We start from the raw sequence: 17,562 nt of genomic DNA, 5'->3' as shown, positions 1-17,562 counted from the left end.
TCCGGTAGCCATTCGGGAGGACGCCCATGCGACTTGCGGTCATCGCGGACATCCACGGCAACGATCTTGCGCTCGAAGCTGTGCTCGCCGACATCGATGCACAAGGGATTACCGATATCGTCAATCTTGGCGATCATCTGAGCGGTCCCCTCAACGCCGCGCGCACGGCAGACATCCTGATGGAACGGGCGATCCCCTCGATCCGCGGCAATCACGACCGTTACCTGTTGACGGTCGATCCGCGCGATATGGGGCTCTCCGATCGCGCGGCTTTCGATGAATTGAAGCTGGAGCACCGCGAGTGGTTGGCCACCCTGCCCGTCGCACACGTCCACAGGCAAACGTTCTTCCTCTGCCATGCGACCCCGACCGACGATGAGACCTACTGGCTCGAAGCCCTGACGGCGGACGGCACGGTTCATAGGGCCGCGCGTTCGGCCATCGAGGCCGAAGCTGTCGGGATCGACTATCCGGTAATCCTGTGCGGCCACACCCACCTTCCTCGCGTCGTCCGCCTCTCCGACGGACGCCTGGTCGTCAACCCCGGCAGCGTCGGCTGCCCCGGCTACACCGACAGCCGGCCGGTGGCCCACAAGGTCGAGGCCGGATCCCCACACGCGCGCTACGCCATCGTCGAGCAGTCGAAGACGGAATGGGACGTGACCTTTCGCAGCGTGACCTACAACTGGACGGCGATGTCGCAACTTGCGGCCCGCCGCTACCGCCTGGAATGGGCCAGCGTGTTGGCAACCGGCTTCATCGCGTGAGGCGTCAATTTCGTTTCACGCTTTGCTAACCGCGTTCGCCGGTTATTGCCAGTCGACCTTCATAAGCACTCCCGAATTAAAGCGATCGTAGCGGGTTTGAGGTTCAATCTCTCCGCAACAAGGACCGGACGGCACCTGCGATGACGAACTCGGAACTCACCATGGATGGCTCCGGTGACCGCCGCGCGCATGCGTCCTTGCGCGCAGATCCGACCGATGCCGCCGGCCGCTTCGAAATCTCGCTTCACCGCGACATGGAGACACTCGAAACCGAGTGGCGCATGCTCGACACCCTTCCCGGGAACTCGCTGCACCATGCCTATCATTGGTGCCGCGCCTGGGCTGCGACCCATGCCAGCGACCTGGCTCTCCTGCGGATTGCATTCGATGGCGAACTCCTGCTCATCCTGCCGCTGGAAGTGGCGCGCGGACGCGTGTTTCGAACGGCGAGACTGATCGGAACCGAGCACAGCAACCTGAACACCGGGCTGTTTGCCCACAACGCCGCGGCCATCATCACCACGCCCGCGCTCGCCGACGCGCTTGCCCGCGCCATCTGCGACGCACTGCGCGGCCTGGCCGACATCGTCATGCTCGATCGCCTGCCGAACGACTGGCGCGGCGACCCCAGCCCCTTCGCCCTGTTTTCGGGCGTTACCAATCCCAACCCGTCGTTCCAGCTTCCCCTTCTCGGTGGCATTCAGCCCACACTGGCCCAGCTCAACGCCAAGCGGCGGCGCAAGAAGATGCGCATTTCCGAACGGCGGTTGGCTGAAATGGGCGGCTACGACTATGTGGTCGCCCGCACGAGCGACGAGGCCCAAGCCCTGCTCGACACCTTCTTTCGGCAGAAGGCGACGCGATTTGCCACGCTCGGCTTTCCCGATGTCTTCCAGGATCCGGAAACGCAGGCGTTTTTCCATGCGCTCGCCGCCCGCGTGGACGACGACGTTCAGCTCATGGAACTCAATGCCATACGCCTGCGAGGCGAAAATGACGGCCGGATCGTCGCCGTCGCCGGACTGTCGCGCAAGGCGGATCACGTGATCTGCCAGTTCGGGTCGATCGACGAAGCGATGGCCGGCGACGCCAGCCCGGGTGAATTGCTGTTCTACCGCATGATCGAGCGCCTATCGGGCGAAGGCGTGCGCCTGTTCGACTTCGGCGTGGGCGACCAGCCCTACAAGCGCTCGTGGTGCACGATCGAAACGCCGTTGCGCGATATCGTGCTGCCGGTGACGCTCGCTGGCCGGCTCGCAGGTCTGCGGCACTACCTCGTCGTGAGGGCAAAAAGGGCGATCAAGGCGAACAAGGCCGTCTATGGCCGCATTCAGCGCACGCGACGGCGCAGGCAAGGCAAGACCTTCGACAACAGCGCCGACTGATCATCCAGCTTAGAGCACGGTCCCTGCGCTTTGCGGCAGAGGCCCGCGCCGCCATTACGCCGCGTCGCGGTCCGGGTATTCGGGGTCCGATTGCACCTGGCCGGTCATCAGCACGATGTCGCGGTAGCCCGCCGCGCCGAAGCCGGTCAGTACCTCGACGATCCGCTCGTCGCTCACCGACGGTGCCGACAGGATGATTTCGGCGCCATCGCGACCGGCGATCTTCTCCACGGCCATTTCATCGGCAGGGCCGCATTCGAGGAGAACGAGATCATAGGCGTTGGTCAAGGCGTCGATGATCATCTTCAGCCGGTCGATGCCACGCATCGCTTGGCGCGGATCGGCGTCGCCTTGGGGGATGATGTGCGCGTCGGAAAAGCGGTCGGCGTGGATCGTGTCCGTGAAGGGCACCTCCCCCGCCAGGAGATTGGTGATCCCCGGAAGCTGCTGCGAGCGCGCCATCAGTCGTGTCGGGCAGGCAGAGCCCGTCAGGTCGATCAGCACGACTTTCAATTCTTCTTCGGCGAGCAACCGGGCGAGCATCACGGTCGCGGTGGAGCCCTCGTCGCCGCCGGGCGAAACCGAAATCGCAACGCGCACATTGGTGGCACGCAGATGCTCGGCGACGGCTTCGATCGAGAAATCCGCCTCGGCGGCCTCCTCCTCCGTGTCCCGGGCAAGCGACACGTCCGCCGCAGGTAGCAAGTCGACTGCGTCATCGGCTGCGGACGAAATGACGGGCGATGCCTCAGCCATCTGCGCCGGCGGCAAATCGGCAACGCTTGCGGCAAGCGCCGGACGGGGCCGGACCGGTGCCCGTTCGCCTGTAGCTGAAACCGGCCGCAAGGCTCGCCCGCTGAAAAGCTCGCCGAGCATGATGCCAATGCAGGTCAGGAGGAATGTGGCAAGCGCTGCAACGATGGTGATCGGCAGTACCTTCGGGAAGCTCGCGCCGGTCGGAACCACGGCACTCGAAATGACGCGTGCATCGGCCGGCGTCGCATTCTCCACGGTGCGCGATGTCGCCTCGCGATAGCGCGCGAGATAGGTCTCCAGCAATTGCCGCTGCGCGGTCGCTTCGCGCTCGAGCGCGCGCAGCCCCACCTCTTCTTCGCCGGCCTGCGCCGACTGTGCCTTCAGCGCATTCAACTGCTGCCCGAGCTGCTGTTCGCGCAGTTCGCCGACCTTCGCCTCGTTTTCGAGGCTCGTCAGGATCTTGCGGGTCTCGGTGCTGATCTGGCCGCGGATACCTTCGAGCTGCGACTTCAGCGCCTTCAGACGCGGGTGCCCGTCAAGCAGGGTGGTCGAGAGGTCCGCCACCTGCGCCTGCAGGTTCGCTTCCGTCTCCTTCAGCCGCTGGATCATCTGCGAGCCGACGACATCGGCAATGGTGTCCGGCGCGCGGCCGCTTGCCAGCGCCGAGCGTACGCCGGCGGCACGCGCTTCCGCATTGGCGCGCTCGCCGCGCACTCGCGCCAGTTCCGACGAAATATCCGTAAGCTGCCGCGTCGCGAAGTTGGTGGTTTCACCGGTCGGCAGCAGATCGGACGAGGCGCGATAGGCCGCAACCTTCGCTTCGGCGTCGCGCACCTTCTCGCGCAGATTGGCGATCTCGGGTTCGAGCCAGCGTGTCGCCTCGGAATTGGTATCGAGCTTTGCGCCGCTCTGAAGCGCCAGGAAGACCTTCGCCATCTCGTTGGGCACGGCGGCTGCAAGCTGGCGGTCCTTCGAGGTGAAGGCGATCGCGATCACGCGCGACTTCTCCACCTGATAGACCTGGAGCTTGTCGGAGAATTCCTTGAGCACCCTCTCCTCGGGCGGCATCTCAAGCGGGTTCTTCTTCAGGCCGAGCATGACGAGGAGATCGGAAAGCGCAGAGGGCGCCGACGACGGATCGAACTCCTTGAGCTCGTAAAGCTTCATGTTACGAGCGACCTGCTTGATGAGGTCGGCCGACTTGAGCACCTGGACCTGGCTGAGAATGCCGGATTCGTCGAAGACGCGGTCGGCTCCCGCCTGGGAGGCCTGGTTGGGGCCGCTGAACTCCGGCTCGCGCGATTCGATCAGCACGCGGGTTTCGCTCTGGTAATCCGGCGCGATCATCTTTGCTGCGCCGAAAGCAAGCGCCGCCACAGCGACGGTGGCGAGCAAAACCTTGACGCGCCGATCCCAGACGGCGCGAAAAAGGCCGCCGAGGTCGATATCCACATCCTGCTGTGCGCTGCCGTTTCCCGACATGCTCGTCGCTCCGAACTTTCAAATCTCGCCGGACCGTAAAGGAACATGGTAACGCAAGGGTTAATGCGATCAACCTGCGGATGGTAACGGCCGGGCGGCATCGCCAGGTCTCCGCGAAAATTCTACCGCGAGTTTACCTGCTATTAACCCTAACGGATCGATAACGTCACAAAAGCTGGTCGTTTCCGGAGCCTATGAACCGCATGTCCACTGCAGCTATCAAGACGGGTCTCGCGATCACGGCGGCAACGCTGTCGATGTTGCTCGGCGGCTGCACGAGCTACCAGCCCGCACCCAAAGCCTTCAGCGAAGCCACGATCCAGCCCTATCGGCTCGACAGCGGCGACCGCCTGCGCATCAACGTTTTCGAACAAGCCGGCCTCAGCGGTACCTACACGGTCGATCAGGCCGGCTACGTCGCCTTCCCCCTGATCGGCACGGTCGCCTCGCGCGGCAGGACCCTGCCCGAACTCGAGGGCATGATCGCCGCCAAGCTGAAGCAAGGCTATCTGCGCGATCCAGACGTCACGATCGAGGTCGATCGCTACCGTTCCGTCTTCATCATGGGTGAAGTCGGTCAGGCCGGCCAGTATGCCTATGTTCCGGGGATGACCGTGCAGAACGCGATCGCGGTTGCCGGCGGCTTCTCGCCGCGCGCCAACCAGTCGAACGCCGACATTACGCGCAAGATCAATGGCCGCATCATCACCGGCCGGGTCCCGATCACCGACGCTGTTCTTGCCGGCGACACGATCTATGTTCGCGAACGCCTGTTCTGATCTCGATGCAACAAGAGCGGCCCTTGCGCATCATCCACTGCTTCAGGTCGCCTGTCGGCGGGATATTCCGCCACGTGCGCGACCTGGCCGAGGCGCATGCCAAGGCCGGCCATGAGGTCGGGATCCTCTGCGACAGCACGACAGGCGGCAGTCACGAGGATCGGCTGTTCGACGAAATTCGCCCCTATCTCGCGCTCGGCCTCATCCGGATGCCGATCCACCGGTCGGTCGGGCCGTCGGATTTTGCCGCTTTGTGGCGCGGCTACAAGGAAATCAGAAGTTTGCGACCGGATGTGTTGCATGGGCACGGCGCCAAAGGCGGCGTCATTGCCCGGCTCATCGGTTCAGCCCTGCGGGTCAACAAGTATCGCGTAGCCCGCCTCTATTCGCCGCATGGCGGCAGCCTGCACTACCGTCCGGGCTCTCTGACCGGGCGTTTGGTCTTCCCGGCCGAGCGGATCCAGCAGCGGATCACCGACGCCCTCGTCTTCGTCTGCGACTTCGAGCGGCAGACCTATTTCGCAAAGGTCGGCGCACCGCGCGAGCGCAACGCGTTGATCTACAATGGCATCGACGACCGGGAGTTCGAGGTCGTCCCGCCCCAGCCGGATGCGGTCGATTTTCTCTATATCGGCATGATGCGGGACCTGAAGGGTCCCGATCTGTTTGTGGAGGCTTTCGCCCAGACCGAACGGCTTGTCGGCCGGCCGCTGTCGGCGCTGATGATCGGCGACGGCCCGCAGCAGCAGGAATACTGCGATCTGGTGCTGCAGCAGGGTCTCGGCCGCCGTATCCGCATGCAGCCGGCGATGAAGACGCGAGAGGCCTTTGCGCTGACGCGCAACATCGTCGTTCCCTCGCGCGCCGAATCCATGCCCTATATCGTGCTTGAGGCGCTGGCGGCGCGAAAGCCTGTTATCGCCAGCCGTGTCGGCGGCATCCCGGAAATTCTCGGACGCGACAGCACCGCGCTTGCCGAACCCGCCAATGCCCGGTCGCTTGCCGACATCATGGCCCGCGCAATCACAGAGAAAGACTGGGCGGCACGTGTGATGCCCGATCCGAGCACGTTCAAGTCGCAATTTGCAGCTTCGGTAATGTCGGCGGATATGTTAAGCCTCTATCGGGAATTGTGCCGTTACCAGCCGCCCGCCGATAGCGTGTTGCCCACAACGTAAGCGTTTCTTAGTGGCTTTCTGCTATCCCGGCTGAGGGACTTCAGCGCCGGAAGACAGCCATGAACAAGTTTGACCGCCCGGGTTCGTTCGATCCCGAAGCGCTTCGCAAGAAGATTTCGGAAATCCGCGCCCGCGCGCCTGGCGAAATGCCGGACGAAACGACGACCACGGATCTCAATCCGCTGGCGCGGCAGATCGCCGAGCAGTTCAGCGCCGATACCTATTCGCCGGCGATGATCATGGGGCTGATGCGCCTGTTCGAGTTCAGCGCGCTCTTTGCGATCGGCTATGCCATCAACGCGCTTTATGTCCAGCCGGGCTTCGAGCAGCTGCCGCTCTATCTGGCAATCCTCTTTGGCGGCTCCGCCCTGGCAGTCGCTGCCATGCAGATCGCCGACACCTACCAGATCCCGGCGCTGCGCGCCTGGCTGCGGGTGATGCCGCGCATCCTCGCCTCCTGGGCCATCGCATTCGGCGGCATCGCCATCGCGCTGTTCTTCCTCAAATCCGGCCATCAGTATTCACGTGTCTGGTTCGGTGGCTGGTTCATCGGCGGCGCAATCTTTCTGATCGCCGAGCGCGCCTTCATCGCCTATTCCATCCGCCATTGGGCCCGAAACGGCACGATGGAACGCCGCGCCGTCGTCGTCGGTGGCGGCCAGCCGGCCAAGGACCTGATCCGCACGCTCGAGGACCAGCCCGACAACGACATCCGCATCTGCGGTATTTTCGACGACCGCGACGAGCGCCGCTCTCCCAACGTCATCGCCGGCTACCCGAAGCTCGGAACGGTCGACGAACTGGTGGAATTCGCCCGCCTGGCCCGCATCGACATGCTGATCATCTCGCTGCCGTTGACGGCAGAAAAGCGCATTCTCCAGCTTCTGAAGAAGCTCTGGATCCTGCCGGTCGACATCCGGCTCGCCGCCCACGCCAACAATCTGCGCTTCCGCCCGCGCAGCTATTCCCATGTCGGCGACGTCCCGATGCTCGACATCTTCGACAAGCCGATCGCCGACTGGGACTCCGTCGCCAAGCGCGGCTTCGACATCTTCTTCAGCCTGGTCGCCCTGGTGCTTCTTTGGCCGATCATGCTCGGCGCGGCGATTGCGGTCAAAGCAACGTCTCCCGGCCCGATCATCTTCAAGCAGAAGCGGCACGGCTTCAACAACGAGACCATCGAGGTCTACAAGTTCCGCTCGATGTATACGCATATGAGCGACCCGACGGCCCGCAACGCCGTGACCAAGGGCGACCCGCGCGTCACCCCCGTCGGCCGCTTCATCCGCAAGTCCTCGATCGACGAACTGCCACAGATCTTCAACGTGCTGAAGGGTGAGCTGTCGCTCGTCGGGCCGCGGCCGCACGCCGTGCTCGCCCAGACCCAGAACCGCACCTATTCCGACGTCGTCGAAGGTTACTTCGCCCGCCACCGCGTCAAGCCCGGCGTCACCGGCTGGGCGCAGATCAACGGTTGGCGTGGCGAGATCGACAATGACGACAAGATCCGCCTGCGCACCGCCTTCGACCTGCACTACATCGAAAACTGGTCGCTGCTCTTCGACCTCAAGATCCTGTTCCTGACGCCGTTCAGGCTGCTCAACACCGAGAATGCCTATTGAGCACCGTCGATACAGGCCGGCTCCCGATCGCTCGTCCCCAGCTTGCGGCGCTCTCGCTGCTCGGCTCAGGGCTCGTCGCATTTGCCGTGTTTCTCTCTGGCTTCGTCATTTTCGAGCCGGCACCCTATGAGCTGTTCCTGGTGGCGCTCATCGGCCTTTGGGCGCTTGTGGGCCTCAAGATCTCGCGCAGCGTTGCCCCGCTGCTGACGCTTCTGACCCTGTTCATGGTTGGCGGCATGCTGTCTCTGACGGTCATGACCGACCTGACGAAGGGGCCGATGTACATGGCGGTCTCCGGATTCCTTGCGCTCTCCTCGGTCTTCTTCGCGGCCATCATCGAGGACCGCCACGAACGGCTGCGGCTGATCTTCAACGCCTGGACGGCGGCGGCCATCATCACGGCCCTACTCGGCATCCTCGGCTATTTCGGCGCCGTGCCGGGTGCGGAAAACTTCACGCTCTATGGCCGCGCCAAGGGCGCATTCCAGGATCCGAACGTCTTTGGCCCATTCCTCTCGGTGCCGGCCATGTACCTCATCCACGGCATCCTCACGCAGCCCATCCAGAAGGCGCCGCTCAAGATCGCCGCGCTGCTGGTGCTGGCACTCGGCGTCTTCCTTTCATTTTCCCGCGCAGCCTGGGCCCTCAACCTTTTCTGCGTCGTCGCCTTCGTCTTCGTGATGCTGCTGAAAGAGCGAAACGGCCTCTTTCGCCTGCGGATCCTGGTGCTGGCGCTGGTCGGCGGCATCATGATCGTCGGCGCTCTCCTCGTCGCGCTGCAGTCCGAGCAGGTCGCAACCCTCTTTTCCAGCCGCTCGCAGCTGGTGCAGGATTATGACGGCGGCCACCTCGGGCGCTTCGACCGCCACAGGCTCGGCTTCCTGATGTCGATGGAAAAGCCGCTCGGCATCGGTCCCATGGTCTTCAGCACGATCTTCCCGGAGGACGAGCACAACGTCTGGCTGAAGTCGCTGACCTCCTACGGCTGGCTCGGATTCATCAGCTATGTGACGCTGATCATCTGGACGCTCTCGCTCGGCTTCCGCTTTCTGCTGCTCAACCGCCCCTGGCAAACCTATCTGATGATCGCCTGGGTCGCCGTCCTCGGCCATGTCGGGGTGGGCAATGTCATCGACACGGACCATTGGCGCCACTTCTACCTGCTCATCGGAATCATCTGGGGTTGCGCCGCCCTTGAATATCGCCATCGCCGGCAGGCGCGCGCCGGCCGGAGCTCCTGACCATGGAACATGTGGTTCCGCGCCGGTCGCCGGCCCCTTCCCTCAAGCTCCTAGAAGTGCTGGAGCCGAGCGGTGGCGGTTCGGGCCGACACTTCCTCGATCTCTGCCGCGGCATGCACAAGCGCGGGCATCACGTCGAGGCCGTCTATTCGCCGGTGCGCGCCGAGGAAGGTTTCGTTCGTGAACTGAAGGCAATCGGCCTGCCGGCGGTACACGCCATCCCGATGAGACGCGCGCCCGGGCCGTCTGATGTCGGCTGCTTTCTCGAACTCCGGCGCATCATCCAGAACAACGGTTTCGACATCGTCCATGGCCACAGTTCCAAGGCCGGTGCGCTGACGCGCCTGCGGCTGCCCGGTTCTCATGTGCCGCGGATCTACACGCCACACGCCTTTCGCACGCTCGACCCGACGCTCGGCCGCGGCGGACGGTTGATCTATGGCACGATCGAATGGGCGCTGGCCCGCTTCTTTACCGATCACCTGATCTGCGTCTCCGACGACGAGTTCCATCACGCGCTGTCCTTGCATATGCCGGAGAAGCGCATGTCGGTGATCGTCAATGGCGTGACACCGCCCTCGGGCGAAATGGCGCAGACGCTGCGCGCCAGCTTCGGCATCGCGCCGGACGCTTTCGTTTTCGGCTTCGTTGGACGATTGTCCGCCCAGAAGGCGCCGGAACGGCTGATCGCCGCTTTCAAGAGTGTGGCCGCCTCGGTCAGAAACAGCCACCTCGTCATGGTCGGCAGCGGTGAGCTCGAGGGCAGCCTTCGCAAGGCGATTGCCGAAAGCGGGCTGCAGAACCGGATGCATCTGACCTCCGCCTTCACCGGCCCGCAGGCCGTGCCGGCCTTCGACCTCCTGGTGATGCCGAGCCGCTACGAGGCGATGTCCTATGTGATGCTTGAAGGGGCTGCGGCCGGCAAGGCGATCATCGCCACCGATATCGGTGGCGCGCGCACGGTGATCGAGGACGGGCGGAACGGTTATATCCTGCCCAATAGCGACGACACATCAGCACTCGCCAAGAGCATGATCAGTGCCGCGGAGCCCGAAACCTTCAAGGTCCTGGCGGCCAGCGCGGTAAGCCTGAAGGACCGCTTTACGCTTGCCGTCATGCTCGACCGCACGGAGGCCCTTTACCGGAACGCGGCTTCAAAACTGCAGAAGGCCGACCTGCTCCAGTCAACCACATAGCGAAAAGAGTGATTGCCCCGCTGCTTCTTTTCGAAAACAAAAAAGAGGCCCTGTTGAAGGACCTCTTTTGCTGCATTCGCAGGATCGCTTAGGGCGTCGATCCTTCCGCGCCCGAGCCACCGCCGGTATCGGGGTTCGAACTTGGTGCCCCCGTATCGCCGTTGGAATTGGCGGCGCCGGTATCCGGGTTGGAGCTCGCAGCACCGGTATCCGGGTTGGAACTCGCCGTGCCGGTATCACCCGATGAGCCGGTAGGCTGGCCCGGAACGAGGATGACGGCGTCGTCGGCACGGGCGGTGCCGGACGTCGAAATGACCGGCATTGCCGTCAGGGCCGAAAGCCCGAGCAACGACACGGCAAAAATCTTCGAAAGCGTCTTCATTCCATTTCCTCCTTTGGCAGGCAGGCGCCCGCCATAAGGCCATTCCATCACTTTCGCGAGGACGGCGGTCGGCCCCAGCCGCGTGGACCATCGCACCGGAACGAGGCATTTTAGCGATTTCGGATGAGCGATAAATTTTATGCGTCGCAACCAACGGGGGTCCGTGCGGCTTCGTGCGCCGATCACAGCAAGTGCGACCCGGGCCGGGGCGATGCCGAGATAGCCCGTTACAAGGCCAAACCGAAGCTTGGAGCACCGGAGCCGGCAAGGAGACATCACGATTGCGGACGCCGCCGACAGAACTCCGGCTGGCCGAGTTTCAGCGCCCGAAAAGTCTTCGGACGGAGTGTGTCAGCCGACTGATCCGCTTGTGCCAGCGCGACTTGAGACGCTTCTTCGCCCAAGGCGTCGCTTGCCGGTACTGCAAATACAGGGGCTGCGCCGGGTGCTGGCAACGAACGGAGTTGGGCTTGTCGTGCGTGAAATGGAAGATCGCCGGTTCGTCGGCATGCGAATGCAGGATCACATTCCAACGACGGTCGAGGGAAGCGAATTGCCCAGCGAGAGCGATGTTCAATGCGTCCTGATCGAAGAACTTCAGCCTTGCGGCCTGCGAACGGACAATCTCGAGGCAGCGACCGGACAGATCCCTCTTCAACCATTCCACAATGTCGATCAGCAAAACGCCGGAATTCATCGTTCTCGTTCCGTCCGGAAGCTTCAGACGCGCATTGTCCTGGTTGGACACGCCGCCGACAGCGGCCACCGGCATGCCGGACATATCCAGGTTCAGCAACGGACGCAGACTGTCGACCACGATCGTATCGGCATCGAGATAGACGAGCCGCCCCTCCTTACGGCCAAGGAGGTCTGGCAAGACAAGCCGGGTGTAGATCGACCGGCTCCAGTTGCTGTTGGTTTTCAACCCCTCGAATTGCCGAAGCGTTTTTTCGGACAATTCGAACAGCGTTAAGCGCAGGCGCCCGCCGCACCGTCTCAGATGCGATTTATCCTTGGGGGTCAGTCCGTCGCAGAAGACGATGACGTTGACCTCGTCGACATCGCCATTCAGAGCCAGCGTATGCAACATCACTCCGGCGAACTCGACAAACCTGCGGTCCACGGAAGTGACGACAAAACACGCGCTTAAAGCCAAAGCCGATTCATCAGTTTCCGCACGCATTAAGCCCCCCAAATCGTGCCAGGCCATCAAGACAATGACCCGCTATTCGCCCATCCCTCACGGCAGGGCCGCCGAAGTGATCGGTCGCTTATCGAAAAGATGAAGGGAAATCGAAGTTCCTCAGGGGATTTCGGCCATCAAAGCCGAAGAGGAAAATGGTCGGAGCGGCGGGATTCGAACCCACGACCCCTTGACCCCCAGTCAAGTGCGCTACCGGGCTGCGCTACGCTCCGAACCGAGGAAACCCCTATATAACCAACGCTTAGAGCGCAAGCGGGAAAATGCGGCCTGGATCGAAAAAGGAACAAACGGCGTGGAAAAGTATGTGTGGGAGCCGAAAGTCCTACAGGACATTCCGCAAATTCACGGCATGGCATCGCCCCCGTGACGCGACTGCGGACAGAGAAGGCCCCCACCCCCGCGCGCCACTGGATGCCTGCAAGGTCCGATGCTGCGTGGCGACGAAAAACACCGACCGCGCGTCCGGCTACGGAACCTTCACCAAAACGAGATCCCGTCGCTCGAAACTTGCTGCCTAACGCAACGTGAGCTTGCCATCATGGATGAATTGAGGGACAGTTTGATACTGGCCCTTGAGGCCTGGAGCGTCTCCCTTTCTAGGAGAAAACCATGCCTCTTAAGTCCCTTATGGCCCTCACCGCGCTTGCGCTTCTCACGCTCTCCGGCTGTGCGACCTCGGGTTCGACCAACACGACCTATGCGCAGTGGACAGGCCCCTACCCTGAGCCTGACGTCTCCGCGGCGAGCCCCGGCGGCTTCCGCATCTCCTACTGACGCTTTTTCAAACGCTATTGAGGATGGTCGCGCGCGTCCTGCGGATAGGCGCGCATATGCTCCTCGCCGTCGGGTAGCGCGCCGACGGCACAGGCGCTGTCTTGGTGATCGCATAAAAGATACTTGCGTCGAGACGGCTCGGCCGACATGCAGTCGGGCGTCCGAAACCGGTCTTGATCGATTCTCTGAAATGGCTTTCTCAGCGCACCTGGTCGAGCAACCGCTTGCACTCCAGGAGGTCATAGAGCGCCTCCTGTAGCAGGGCGCGATCTTCCTTGCCCACGGACGAGGATTTTCCGAGAGAGATCTCGGGCACGTCGTCACTGCTGCCGCCGAAGGAGAAGAAACGGCGGCTCGCGGGCGCCTTGGCGCGGCCAACGATCTGATCCTCCTCGGAAAGACCAGCCTTCGGCGGTGCCGGCTCTTCATTGCTGGAGGCCGCAAGTGCCTCGACGGTCGCGAGATCACCGCTCGCAATTGCCGCGACGAACTTGTTGCCGTTGGTCTTCAGGAGTTTCTGCACGCCCTTGATCGTATAGCCGTGATCATAGAGCAGATGCCGGATGCCCTTCAAAAGGTCGACATCCTCCGGCCGGTAATACCGCCGGCCACCGCCGCGCTTCATCGGCTTGATCTGCTGGAAGCGGGTTTCCCAAAAACGCAGGACGTGCTGCGGCAGGTCGAGATCGTCAGCGACCTCGCTGATGGTGCGAAAAGCGTCCGGGCTCTTTTCCATATCGTTCCCAATCCATGCCATGCGACTCAGGCTCGAAAGCCGACAAAGAGCCGATACCGTGCCAATGATGGCACGAATCGGCTCCATTTCAACGGCTTATGGATGGGTTTTCAACCACATTTGTGGCTGTCGTCTGGCGTTCACGAAACGGGAGACACCGGTTTCTGCTTGGCCCTGCGGCCCAGATGCGCCTTCAGCACGCGTTGCTTCAGGACGTTCGACGCCTTGAAGGTCATCACGCGCCGGGGCGAAATCGGCACTTCCTCGCCGGTTTTCGGGTTTCGCCCGATACGTTCGTTCTTGTCGCGGACCTGGAAGGTCGCGAAAGAGGACAGCTTCACACTCTCGCCACGCACGATTGCGTTGCATATTTCGTCAATGACGGTTTCCACCAGCTCGGCAGACTCTGTCCTCGACAGACCCACCTTGCGAAAAACCGACTCAGCCAAGTCCGCCCGTGTTACTGTTTTTCCGCTCATCTTCCCCCACCAACGTCTGGTACGCCGATCAGCGTCCGAAGACTATTGCCCTTGCCTTTTGCGGTCAAGCGCCTGTTGCTTAAGCAATTTCTTTACCAGCGGAGGAGCACGGAGCCCCAGGTGAAGCCACCGCCCATGGCCTCGAGCAGGACAAGGTCACCCTTCTTGATCCGGCCATCGCCCGCCGCCGCATTCAATGCCAGCGGAATGGAGGCTGCGGAGGTGTTGCCATGCAGATCGACGGTCACCACAACCTTGTCGAGAGGGATACCAAGCTTCTTGGCAGAACCGTCGATGATGCGGCGGTTGGCCTGGTGCGGAACCAGCCAATCCAGATCTTCGGCCGTCGTCCCGGTCGCCTCGAAGGCGGCCTCGATGACGTCGGTGATCATGCCGACCGCATGCTTGAAGACTTCGCGGCCTTCCATCTTCAGATGGCCGACCGTTCCCGTGGTCGAGGGGCCGCCGTCGACATAGAGCTTGTCGCGGTGCGCGCCATCGGAGCGAAGCTTCGCCGTCAGTACGCCGCGATCGGCATTGGTGCCCTCGCCTTCCTGGGCTTCCAGGATGATGGCGCCGGCGCCGTCGCCAAAGAGCACGCAGGTCGTGCGGTCGGTCCAGTCGAGAATGCGGGAGAATGTTTCCGCGCCGATCACCAGCACGCGCTTGGCAAGCCCGCCGCGGATATAGGCATCCGCCGTGGTGACCGCGTAGACGAAGCCCGAGCAGACCGCCTGCATGTCGAAGGCCGCGCCATGGCGCATGCCGAGACGATCCTGGATATTGACGGCCGTTGCCGGGAACGTGTTGTCCGGGGTGGAGGTCGCCAGGATGATCAGGTCGATGTCATCAGGGATAAGCCCGGCATTGGCGAGCGCGGCGCGTGCCGCACCTTCGCCGAGCGAAGCCGTGGTTTCACCCTCGCCGGCGATGTAACGCTGCCGGATGCCGGTGCGCTGCACGATCCACTCATCGGACGTATCGACCTTGGATTCCAGCTCCTGATTGGTGACCACGCGTTTCGGCAAAGCCGCGCCGAAACCGCGAACGACGGAACGGATCATCTATTCAAACCTCATCATTCATGCCGGCGGAAAGGGCCTGTGGCGGCTCGCCGCCATGGTACTTCGCCAGATCGAGCTCGATCTTCGCCTTCAGGCCATTCTTCACCATGTCGTAGCCGACATCGATCGCGGCTGCAAAACCTTCGGCATCCGCACCACCATGGCTCTTGATCACGACGCCATTGAGGCCAAGGAACACGCCGCCATTGACCTTGCGCGGGTCCATCTTCTCCCGCAGGCGGTCGAAGGCGCCCTTGGCAAGGATATAGCCGAGCTTGGCAAGAAGCGTGCGCGACATGGCAGCGCGCAGATATTCGGCGATCTGGCGCGCGGTGCCTTCGGCAGCCTTCAGCGCGATATTGCCGGAAAAACCTTCCGTGACGACGACGTCGACGGTTCCGCGACCGATATCGTCGCCCTCGACGAAGCCGTAATAGTCGAAGCCGTCGATATTGGCTTCACGGATCAGGCGGCCGGCTTCCTTGACCTCTTCCTGTCCCTTGATCTCCTCGACGCCGACATTCAGCAGCCCGACCATCGGTCGTTCGATCTCGAACAGCGCGCGCGCCATGGCGCCGCCCATCAGCGCGAAATCCATCAATTGCTGCGCGTCCGCACCGATCGTCGCGCCGACATCGAGCACGATGCTCTCGCCCTTCAGCGTCGGCCAAATGGCGGCGATCGCCGGCCGTTGAATTCCCTGCATGGTGCGCAGACAGAAGACCGACATGGCCATCAGTGCGCCGGTATTGCCGGCGGAAACGACGACGTCTGCCTCGCCGGCGTTGATCGCGTCGATCGCTTTCCACATGCTCGACTTGCCGCGACCTCGGCGAAGCGCCTGGCTCGGCTTCTCGTCCATGGCGACTGCAATCTCGCAGTCGTAAAAGGTGCTGTTGGCCTTCAGCTTCGGATATTTTTCAAGGAGGCCCGCGCACTGCGCTTCGATGCCGAACAAAACGAACTTGATGTCCGGATGACGTTCAAGCGCTCTTGCGGCGCCGGGGATGACGACTTCAGGACCATAGTCGCCCCCCATCACGTCAAGTGAAATTCTGACCACGCGTGTCTTATCCTTTATTTCTGCCACACAACACGTGCCGCCGCGGCGCACTCAACGGAAACGCATAGACGAAACATATTGCTTCTGACGCTTGAGCCAAGCACGCGGCAGATCGCTTTGGCGGCTCTTCTGGCCGGTTTGGGGCCAAAATACTGCTTTTCCATTGCGTGACAACCGAATTGTAGATGACGCTTTCGCGACCTCAGTCCTTTTTCCAGTCCTTCAGGACCGCAAAGGGGTTCGGCTTCTTGTCATCGGCAGATGTGCTCTCGATGCGCTCGCCGAACGTCACGCCGGGCTTACGGGGATAAGGGTCGATCGCGAGCGCGACCTGCTCGCTGACGACGACGCCGGCGTCGATGGTGTCGCCGATAAAGGTATCGGGAATATCGGGGCCGTCAGGGTCGAGAACCATCTCGCCGCCGTCGTTGCTTGCCTGGCGGGCGAGCCGCGATCCCTCGGGCACGAAGATCGCCTCGACCAGCTCGTTGATATCGGCTTCGACCGGCTCAAGCGTGACGACACAACTCTGCACGATGCGGGCCTTGACGTCGCCCTTGATCTTCACGCCATCCTTCTTCCAGCGCGCGATCTGCAGGTCGGCCTCGAGCGACAGGACATCGTTGATGTTCCAAAGCTCGGCAAGCGCCTTGCGCTCACGCTCATTGGCGGAGAGGTGAACGCTGACCGCGTTCGCCGAAATGTGCCCTACCTTCACCGGGTAAGAAAAGGCCGGCCGGCTTTCATCTTTCATAATTGGATCCTTCCTCGCGCGGGCTTACCTGGCGCCCATCGCGAATGCAGCCGCCGACCGGCTGCCGGTGGCGACGCTCTTGATTTCTATTACGCCCCAGCCGGCGGAATGTGCAACTGGCCGACTTCGACGACGTCTTCCGCGACATCGACGAGCTGCGCCTCGACCGCCAGCAGATAGCCAGCAAGCGCCATCATCGAAGGCGCCGCGTCGCCGCCATCGGGGTGGAAGTTGCGCCTGAGCGCTGCCGCCAGAGCCTCGACGTCCTTCGTTTCCAGCGCCGCGGCGTACGATTCGAGCCGGCCGTAATACATGCCGGCCAGCTTCTTCATCTTCTTCGGCACGCCGGCGTCACCGACGCCGAGCTCGCGGATCGAATGATCCACGTCCTCGAAGAAGGCATCGATGATCTCCTGGGCGATTTCCTGGCCCGCCCTCGCCGAAGCGCGCGTACGGCGGAAATAGAGGATCAGCGTTGCCGACAGCATCTCGAACCGGCCCATCACCGTGTCCGGCACATCGAGGTCGGTGTAGAGGTAGGGCTGGCGTGCGGCCGCCGTCAGCAATGCATATTGCCGCTCGACAATCGCGGTGTTGCCACTTTTTCTTTTAAACAGTCCAAAAATCATCACAAAGCTCGGGCTTGGCTTTCTCGAAATGCGCGCAAGCGCCCATGACGTTGTTGCATGACAGCCGAAGC

The 17,562-nt window shown here is 62.5% G+C and carries 17 protein-coding genes and 1 tRNA gene; 8 read left to right on the top strand and 10 right to left on the bottom strand.

Going from position 1 to position 17,562, the window contains the following annotated elements; translation table 11 throughout:
* Positions 1 to 26: 26 nt before the first annotated feature.
* On the top strand, positions 27 to 767 hold the full coding sequence (locus tag ACIQUG_RS00925; RefSeq protein WP_402316507.1) for a metallophosphoesterase family protein: 741 nt from the start codon (positions 27 to 29) through the stop codon (positions 765 to 767).
* 140 nt (positions 768 to 907) lie between these two features.
* Complete coding sequence (locus tag ACIQUG_RS00920) at positions 908 to 2,152, top strand: GNAT family N-acetyltransferase (RefSeq protein WP_402316504.1); 1,245 nt, start codon at positions 908 to 910, stop codon at positions 2,150 to 2,152.
* A 54-nt stretch (positions 2,153 to 2,206) separates the two neighbouring features.
* On the opposite strand, the gene ACIQUG_RS00915 is transcribed toward ACIQUG_RS00920, so the two are convergent.
* Positions 2,207 to 4,390 carry a GumC family protein gene (locus ACIQUG_RS00915; protein ID WP_402316501.1) on the bottom strand — a complete coding sequence of 728 codons (2,184 nt, stop codon included), beginning with the start codon at positions 4,388 to 4,390 and terminating at the stop codon, positions 2,207 to 2,209.
* Between the two features lie 203 nt (positions 4,391 to 4,593).
* On the opposite strand from ACIQUG_RS00915, the gene ACIQUG_RS00910 reads away from it, so the two are divergent.
* From ACIQUG_RS00910 to ACIQUG_RS00890, 5 genes are read left to right on the top strand one after another with little or no spacing between them, the layout of a single operon-like run.
* Positions 4,594 to 5,169: a polysaccharide biosynthesis/export family protein gene (locus ACIQUG_RS00910; RefSeq protein ID WP_402316499.1), complete on the top strand. Its 576-nt coding sequence runs from the start codon at positions 4,594 to 4,596 to the stop codon at positions 5,167 to 5,169.
* Positions 5,170 to 5,174: 5 nt separating this feature from the next.
* Entirely contained in the window at positions 5,175 to 6,347 is a 1,173-nt protein-coding gene (locus ACIQUG_RS00905) for a glycosyltransferase family 4 protein (RefSeq protein WP_402316496.1), read from the top strand.
* Between the two features lie 59 nt (positions 6,348 to 6,406).
* Positions 6,407 to 7,969, top strand: coding sequence for an undecaprenyl-phosphate glucose phosphotransferase (locus ACIQUG_RS00900; RefSeq protein WP_402316493.1), 1,563 nt, complete (start codon positions 6,407 to 6,409; stop codon positions 7,967 to 7,969).
* Complete coding sequence (locus ACIQUG_RS00895) at positions 7,966 to 9,210, top strand: O-antigen ligase family protein (RefSeq protein WP_402316490.1); 1,245 nt, start codon at positions 7,966 to 7,968, stop codon at positions 9,208 to 9,210. The genes ACIQUG_RS00900 and ACIQUG_RS00895 overlap by 4 nt, the downstream gene beginning before the upstream one ends.
* Positions 9,211 to 9,212: 2 nt before the next feature.
* Entirely contained in the window at positions 9,213 to 10,406 is a 1,194-nt protein-coding gene (locus ACIQUG_RS00890; protein ID WP_402316487.1) for a glycosyltransferase, read from the top strand.
* A gap of 88 nt (positions 10,407 to 10,494) precedes the next feature.
* On the opposite strand, the gene ACIQUG_RS00885 is transcribed toward ACIQUG_RS00890, so the two are convergent.
* The 3 genes from ACIQUG_RS00885 to ACIQUG_RS00875 form a co-directional block, all read right to left on the bottom strand.
* Complete coding sequence (locus ACIQUG_RS00885; RefSeq protein ID WP_402316484.1) at positions 10,495 to 10,788, bottom strand: hypothetical protein; 294 nt, start codon at positions 10,786 to 10,788, stop codon at positions 10,495 to 10,497.
* Positions 10,789 to 11,107: 319 nt separating this feature from the next.
* A complete protein-coding gene (locus ACIQUG_RS00880; RefSeq protein WP_402316482.1) occupies positions 11,108 to 11,971 on the bottom strand; it encodes a glycosyltransferase family 8 protein in 864 nt (287 codons plus the stop codon).
* Between the two features lie 156 nt (positions 11,972 to 12,127).
* A tRNA-Pro gene (locus tag ACIQUG_RS00875) sits at positions 12,128 to 12,204 on the bottom strand.
* 397 nt (positions 12,205 to 12,601) lie between these two features.
* Here ACIQUG_RS00875 and ACIQUG_RS00870 point away from each other — a divergent pair.
* Positions 12,602 to 12,766: a hypothetical protein gene (locus ACIQUG_RS00870; protein ID WP_089043959.1), complete on the top strand. Its 165-nt coding sequence runs from the start codon at positions 12,602 to 12,604 to the stop codon at positions 12,764 to 12,766.
* Between the two features lie 199 nt (positions 12,767 to 12,965).
* Here the strand turns inward: ACIQUG_RS00870 and ACIQUG_RS00865 are convergent, their stop codons facing one another.
* From ACIQUG_RS00865 to ACIQUG_RS00840, 6 genes are all read right to left on the bottom strand, one after another.
* Positions 12,966 to 13,502: a MerR family transcriptional regulator gene (locus ACIQUG_RS00865; protein ID WP_034803717.1), complete on the bottom strand. Its 537-nt coding sequence runs from the start codon at positions 13,500 to 13,502 to the stop codon at positions 12,966 to 12,968.
* Between the two features lie 140 nt (positions 13,503 to 13,642).
* Complete coding sequence (locus tag ACIQUG_RS00860; protein WP_034803721.1) at positions 13,643 to 13,981, bottom strand: integration host factor subunit alpha; 339 nt, start codon at positions 13,979 to 13,981, stop codon at positions 13,643 to 13,645.
* 92 nt (positions 13,982 to 14,073) lie between these two features.
* Positions 14,074 to 15,045, bottom strand: coding sequence for a beta-ketoacyl-ACP synthase III (locus ACIQUG_RS00855; RefSeq protein WP_402316478.1), 972 nt, complete (start codon positions 15,043 to 15,045; stop codon positions 14,074 to 14,076).
* A gap of 4 nt (positions 15,046 to 15,049) precedes the next feature.
* On the bottom strand, positions 15,050 to 16,108 hold the full coding sequence (gene plsX / locus ACIQUG_RS00850; RefSeq protein ID WP_043611454.1) for a phosphate acyltransferase PlsX: 1,059 nt from the start codon (positions 16,106 to 16,108) through the stop codon (positions 15,050 to 15,052).
* 202 nt (positions 16,109 to 16,310) lie between these two features.
* The gene (locus ACIQUG_RS00845; protein ID WP_043611453.1) at positions 16,311 to 16,862 is read right to left on the bottom strand and encodes a DUF177 domain-containing protein; all 552 of its coding nucleotides are present in this window, start codon (positions 16,860 to 16,862) and stop codon (positions 16,311 to 16,313) included.
* An 89-nt stretch (positions 16,863 to 16,951) separates the two neighbouring features.
* Positions 16,952 to 17,491 (bottom strand): ubiquinol-cytochrome C chaperone family protein, encoded by a 540-nt coding sequence (locus ACIQUG_RS00840; RefSeq protein ID WP_402316475.1) that lies wholly within the window; start codon positions 17,489 to 17,491, stop codon positions 16,952 to 16,954.
* Positions 17,492 to 17,562: the final 71 nt, after the last annotated feature.

Source organism: Ensifer sp. NPDC090286 (assembly GCF_044769565.1).
In the GTDB taxonomy this organism is placed as follows: domain Bacteria; phylum Pseudomonadota; class Alphaproteobacteria; order Rhizobiales; family Rhizobiaceae; genus Ensifer.
Note: the sequence above shows the minus strand (reverse complement) of the source record. Positions and strands in the feature narration are given on the sequence as shown.

Bases quoted from the DNA above. Each gene is read 5' to 3' on its own strand.
- ACIQUG_RS00840 (WP_402316475.1), bottom strand. From the start codon at position 17,491: ATGATTTTTGGACTGTTTAAAAGAAAAAGTGGCAACACCGCGATTGTC.
- ACIQUG_RS00860 (WP_034803721.1), bottom strand. From the start codon at position 13,981: ATGAGCGGAAAAACAGTAACACGGGCGGACTTGGCTGAGTCGGTTTTT.
- ACIQUG_RS00920 (WP_402316504.1), top strand. From the start codon at position 908: ATGACGAACTCGGAACTCACCATGGATGGCTCCGGTGACCGCCGCGCG.
- ACIQUG_RS00925 (WP_402316507.1), top strand. From the start codon at position 27: ATGCGACTTGCGGTCATCGCGGACATCCACGGCAACGATCTTGCGCTC.
- ACIQUG_RS00855 (WP_402316478.1), bottom strand. From the start codon at position 15,045: ATGATCCGTTCCGTCGTTCGCGGTTTCGGCGCGGCTTTGCCGAAACGC.
- ACIQUG_RS00870 (WP_089043959.1), top strand. From the start codon at position 12,602: ATGCCTCTTAAGTCCCTTATGGCCCTCACCGCGCTTGCGCTTCTCACG.
- ACIQUG_RS00905 (WP_402316496.1), top strand. From the start codon at position 5,175: ATGCAACAAGAGCGGCCCTTGCGCATCATCCACTGCTTCAGGTCGCCT.
- ACIQUG_RS00865 (WP_034803717.1), bottom strand. From the start codon at position 13,502: ATGGAAAAGAGCCCGGACGCTTTTCGCACCATCAGCGAGGTCGCTGAC.
- ACIQUG_RS00910 (WP_402316499.1), top strand. From the start codon at position 4,594: ATGTCCACTGCAGCTATCAAGACGGGTCTCGCGATCACGGCGGCAACG.
- ACIQUG_RS00915 (WP_402316501.1), bottom strand. From the start codon at position 4,390: ATGTCGGGAAACGGCAGCGCACAGCAGGATGTGGATATCGACCTCGGC.
- ACIQUG_RS00900 (WP_402316493.1), top strand. From the start codon at position 6,407: ATGAACAAGTTTGACCGCCCGGGTTCGTTCGATCCCGAAGCGCTTCGC.
- ACIQUG_RS00880 (WP_402316482.1), bottom strand. From the start codon at position 11,971: ATGCGTGCGGAAACTGATGAATCGGCTTTGGCTTTAAGCGCGTGTTTT.
- ACIQUG_RS00845 (WP_043611453.1), bottom strand. From the start codon at position 16,862: ATGAAAGATGAAAGCCGGCCGGCCTTTTCTTACCCGGTGAAGGTAGGG.
- ACIQUG_RS00885 (WP_402316484.1), bottom strand. From the start codon at position 10,788: ATGAAGACGCTTTCGAAGATTTTTGCCGTGTCGTTGCTCGGGCTTTCG.
- ACIQUG_RS00890 (WP_402316487.1), top strand. From the start codon at position 9,213: ATGGAACATGTGGTTCCGCGCCGGTCGCCGGCCCCTTCCCTCAAGCTC.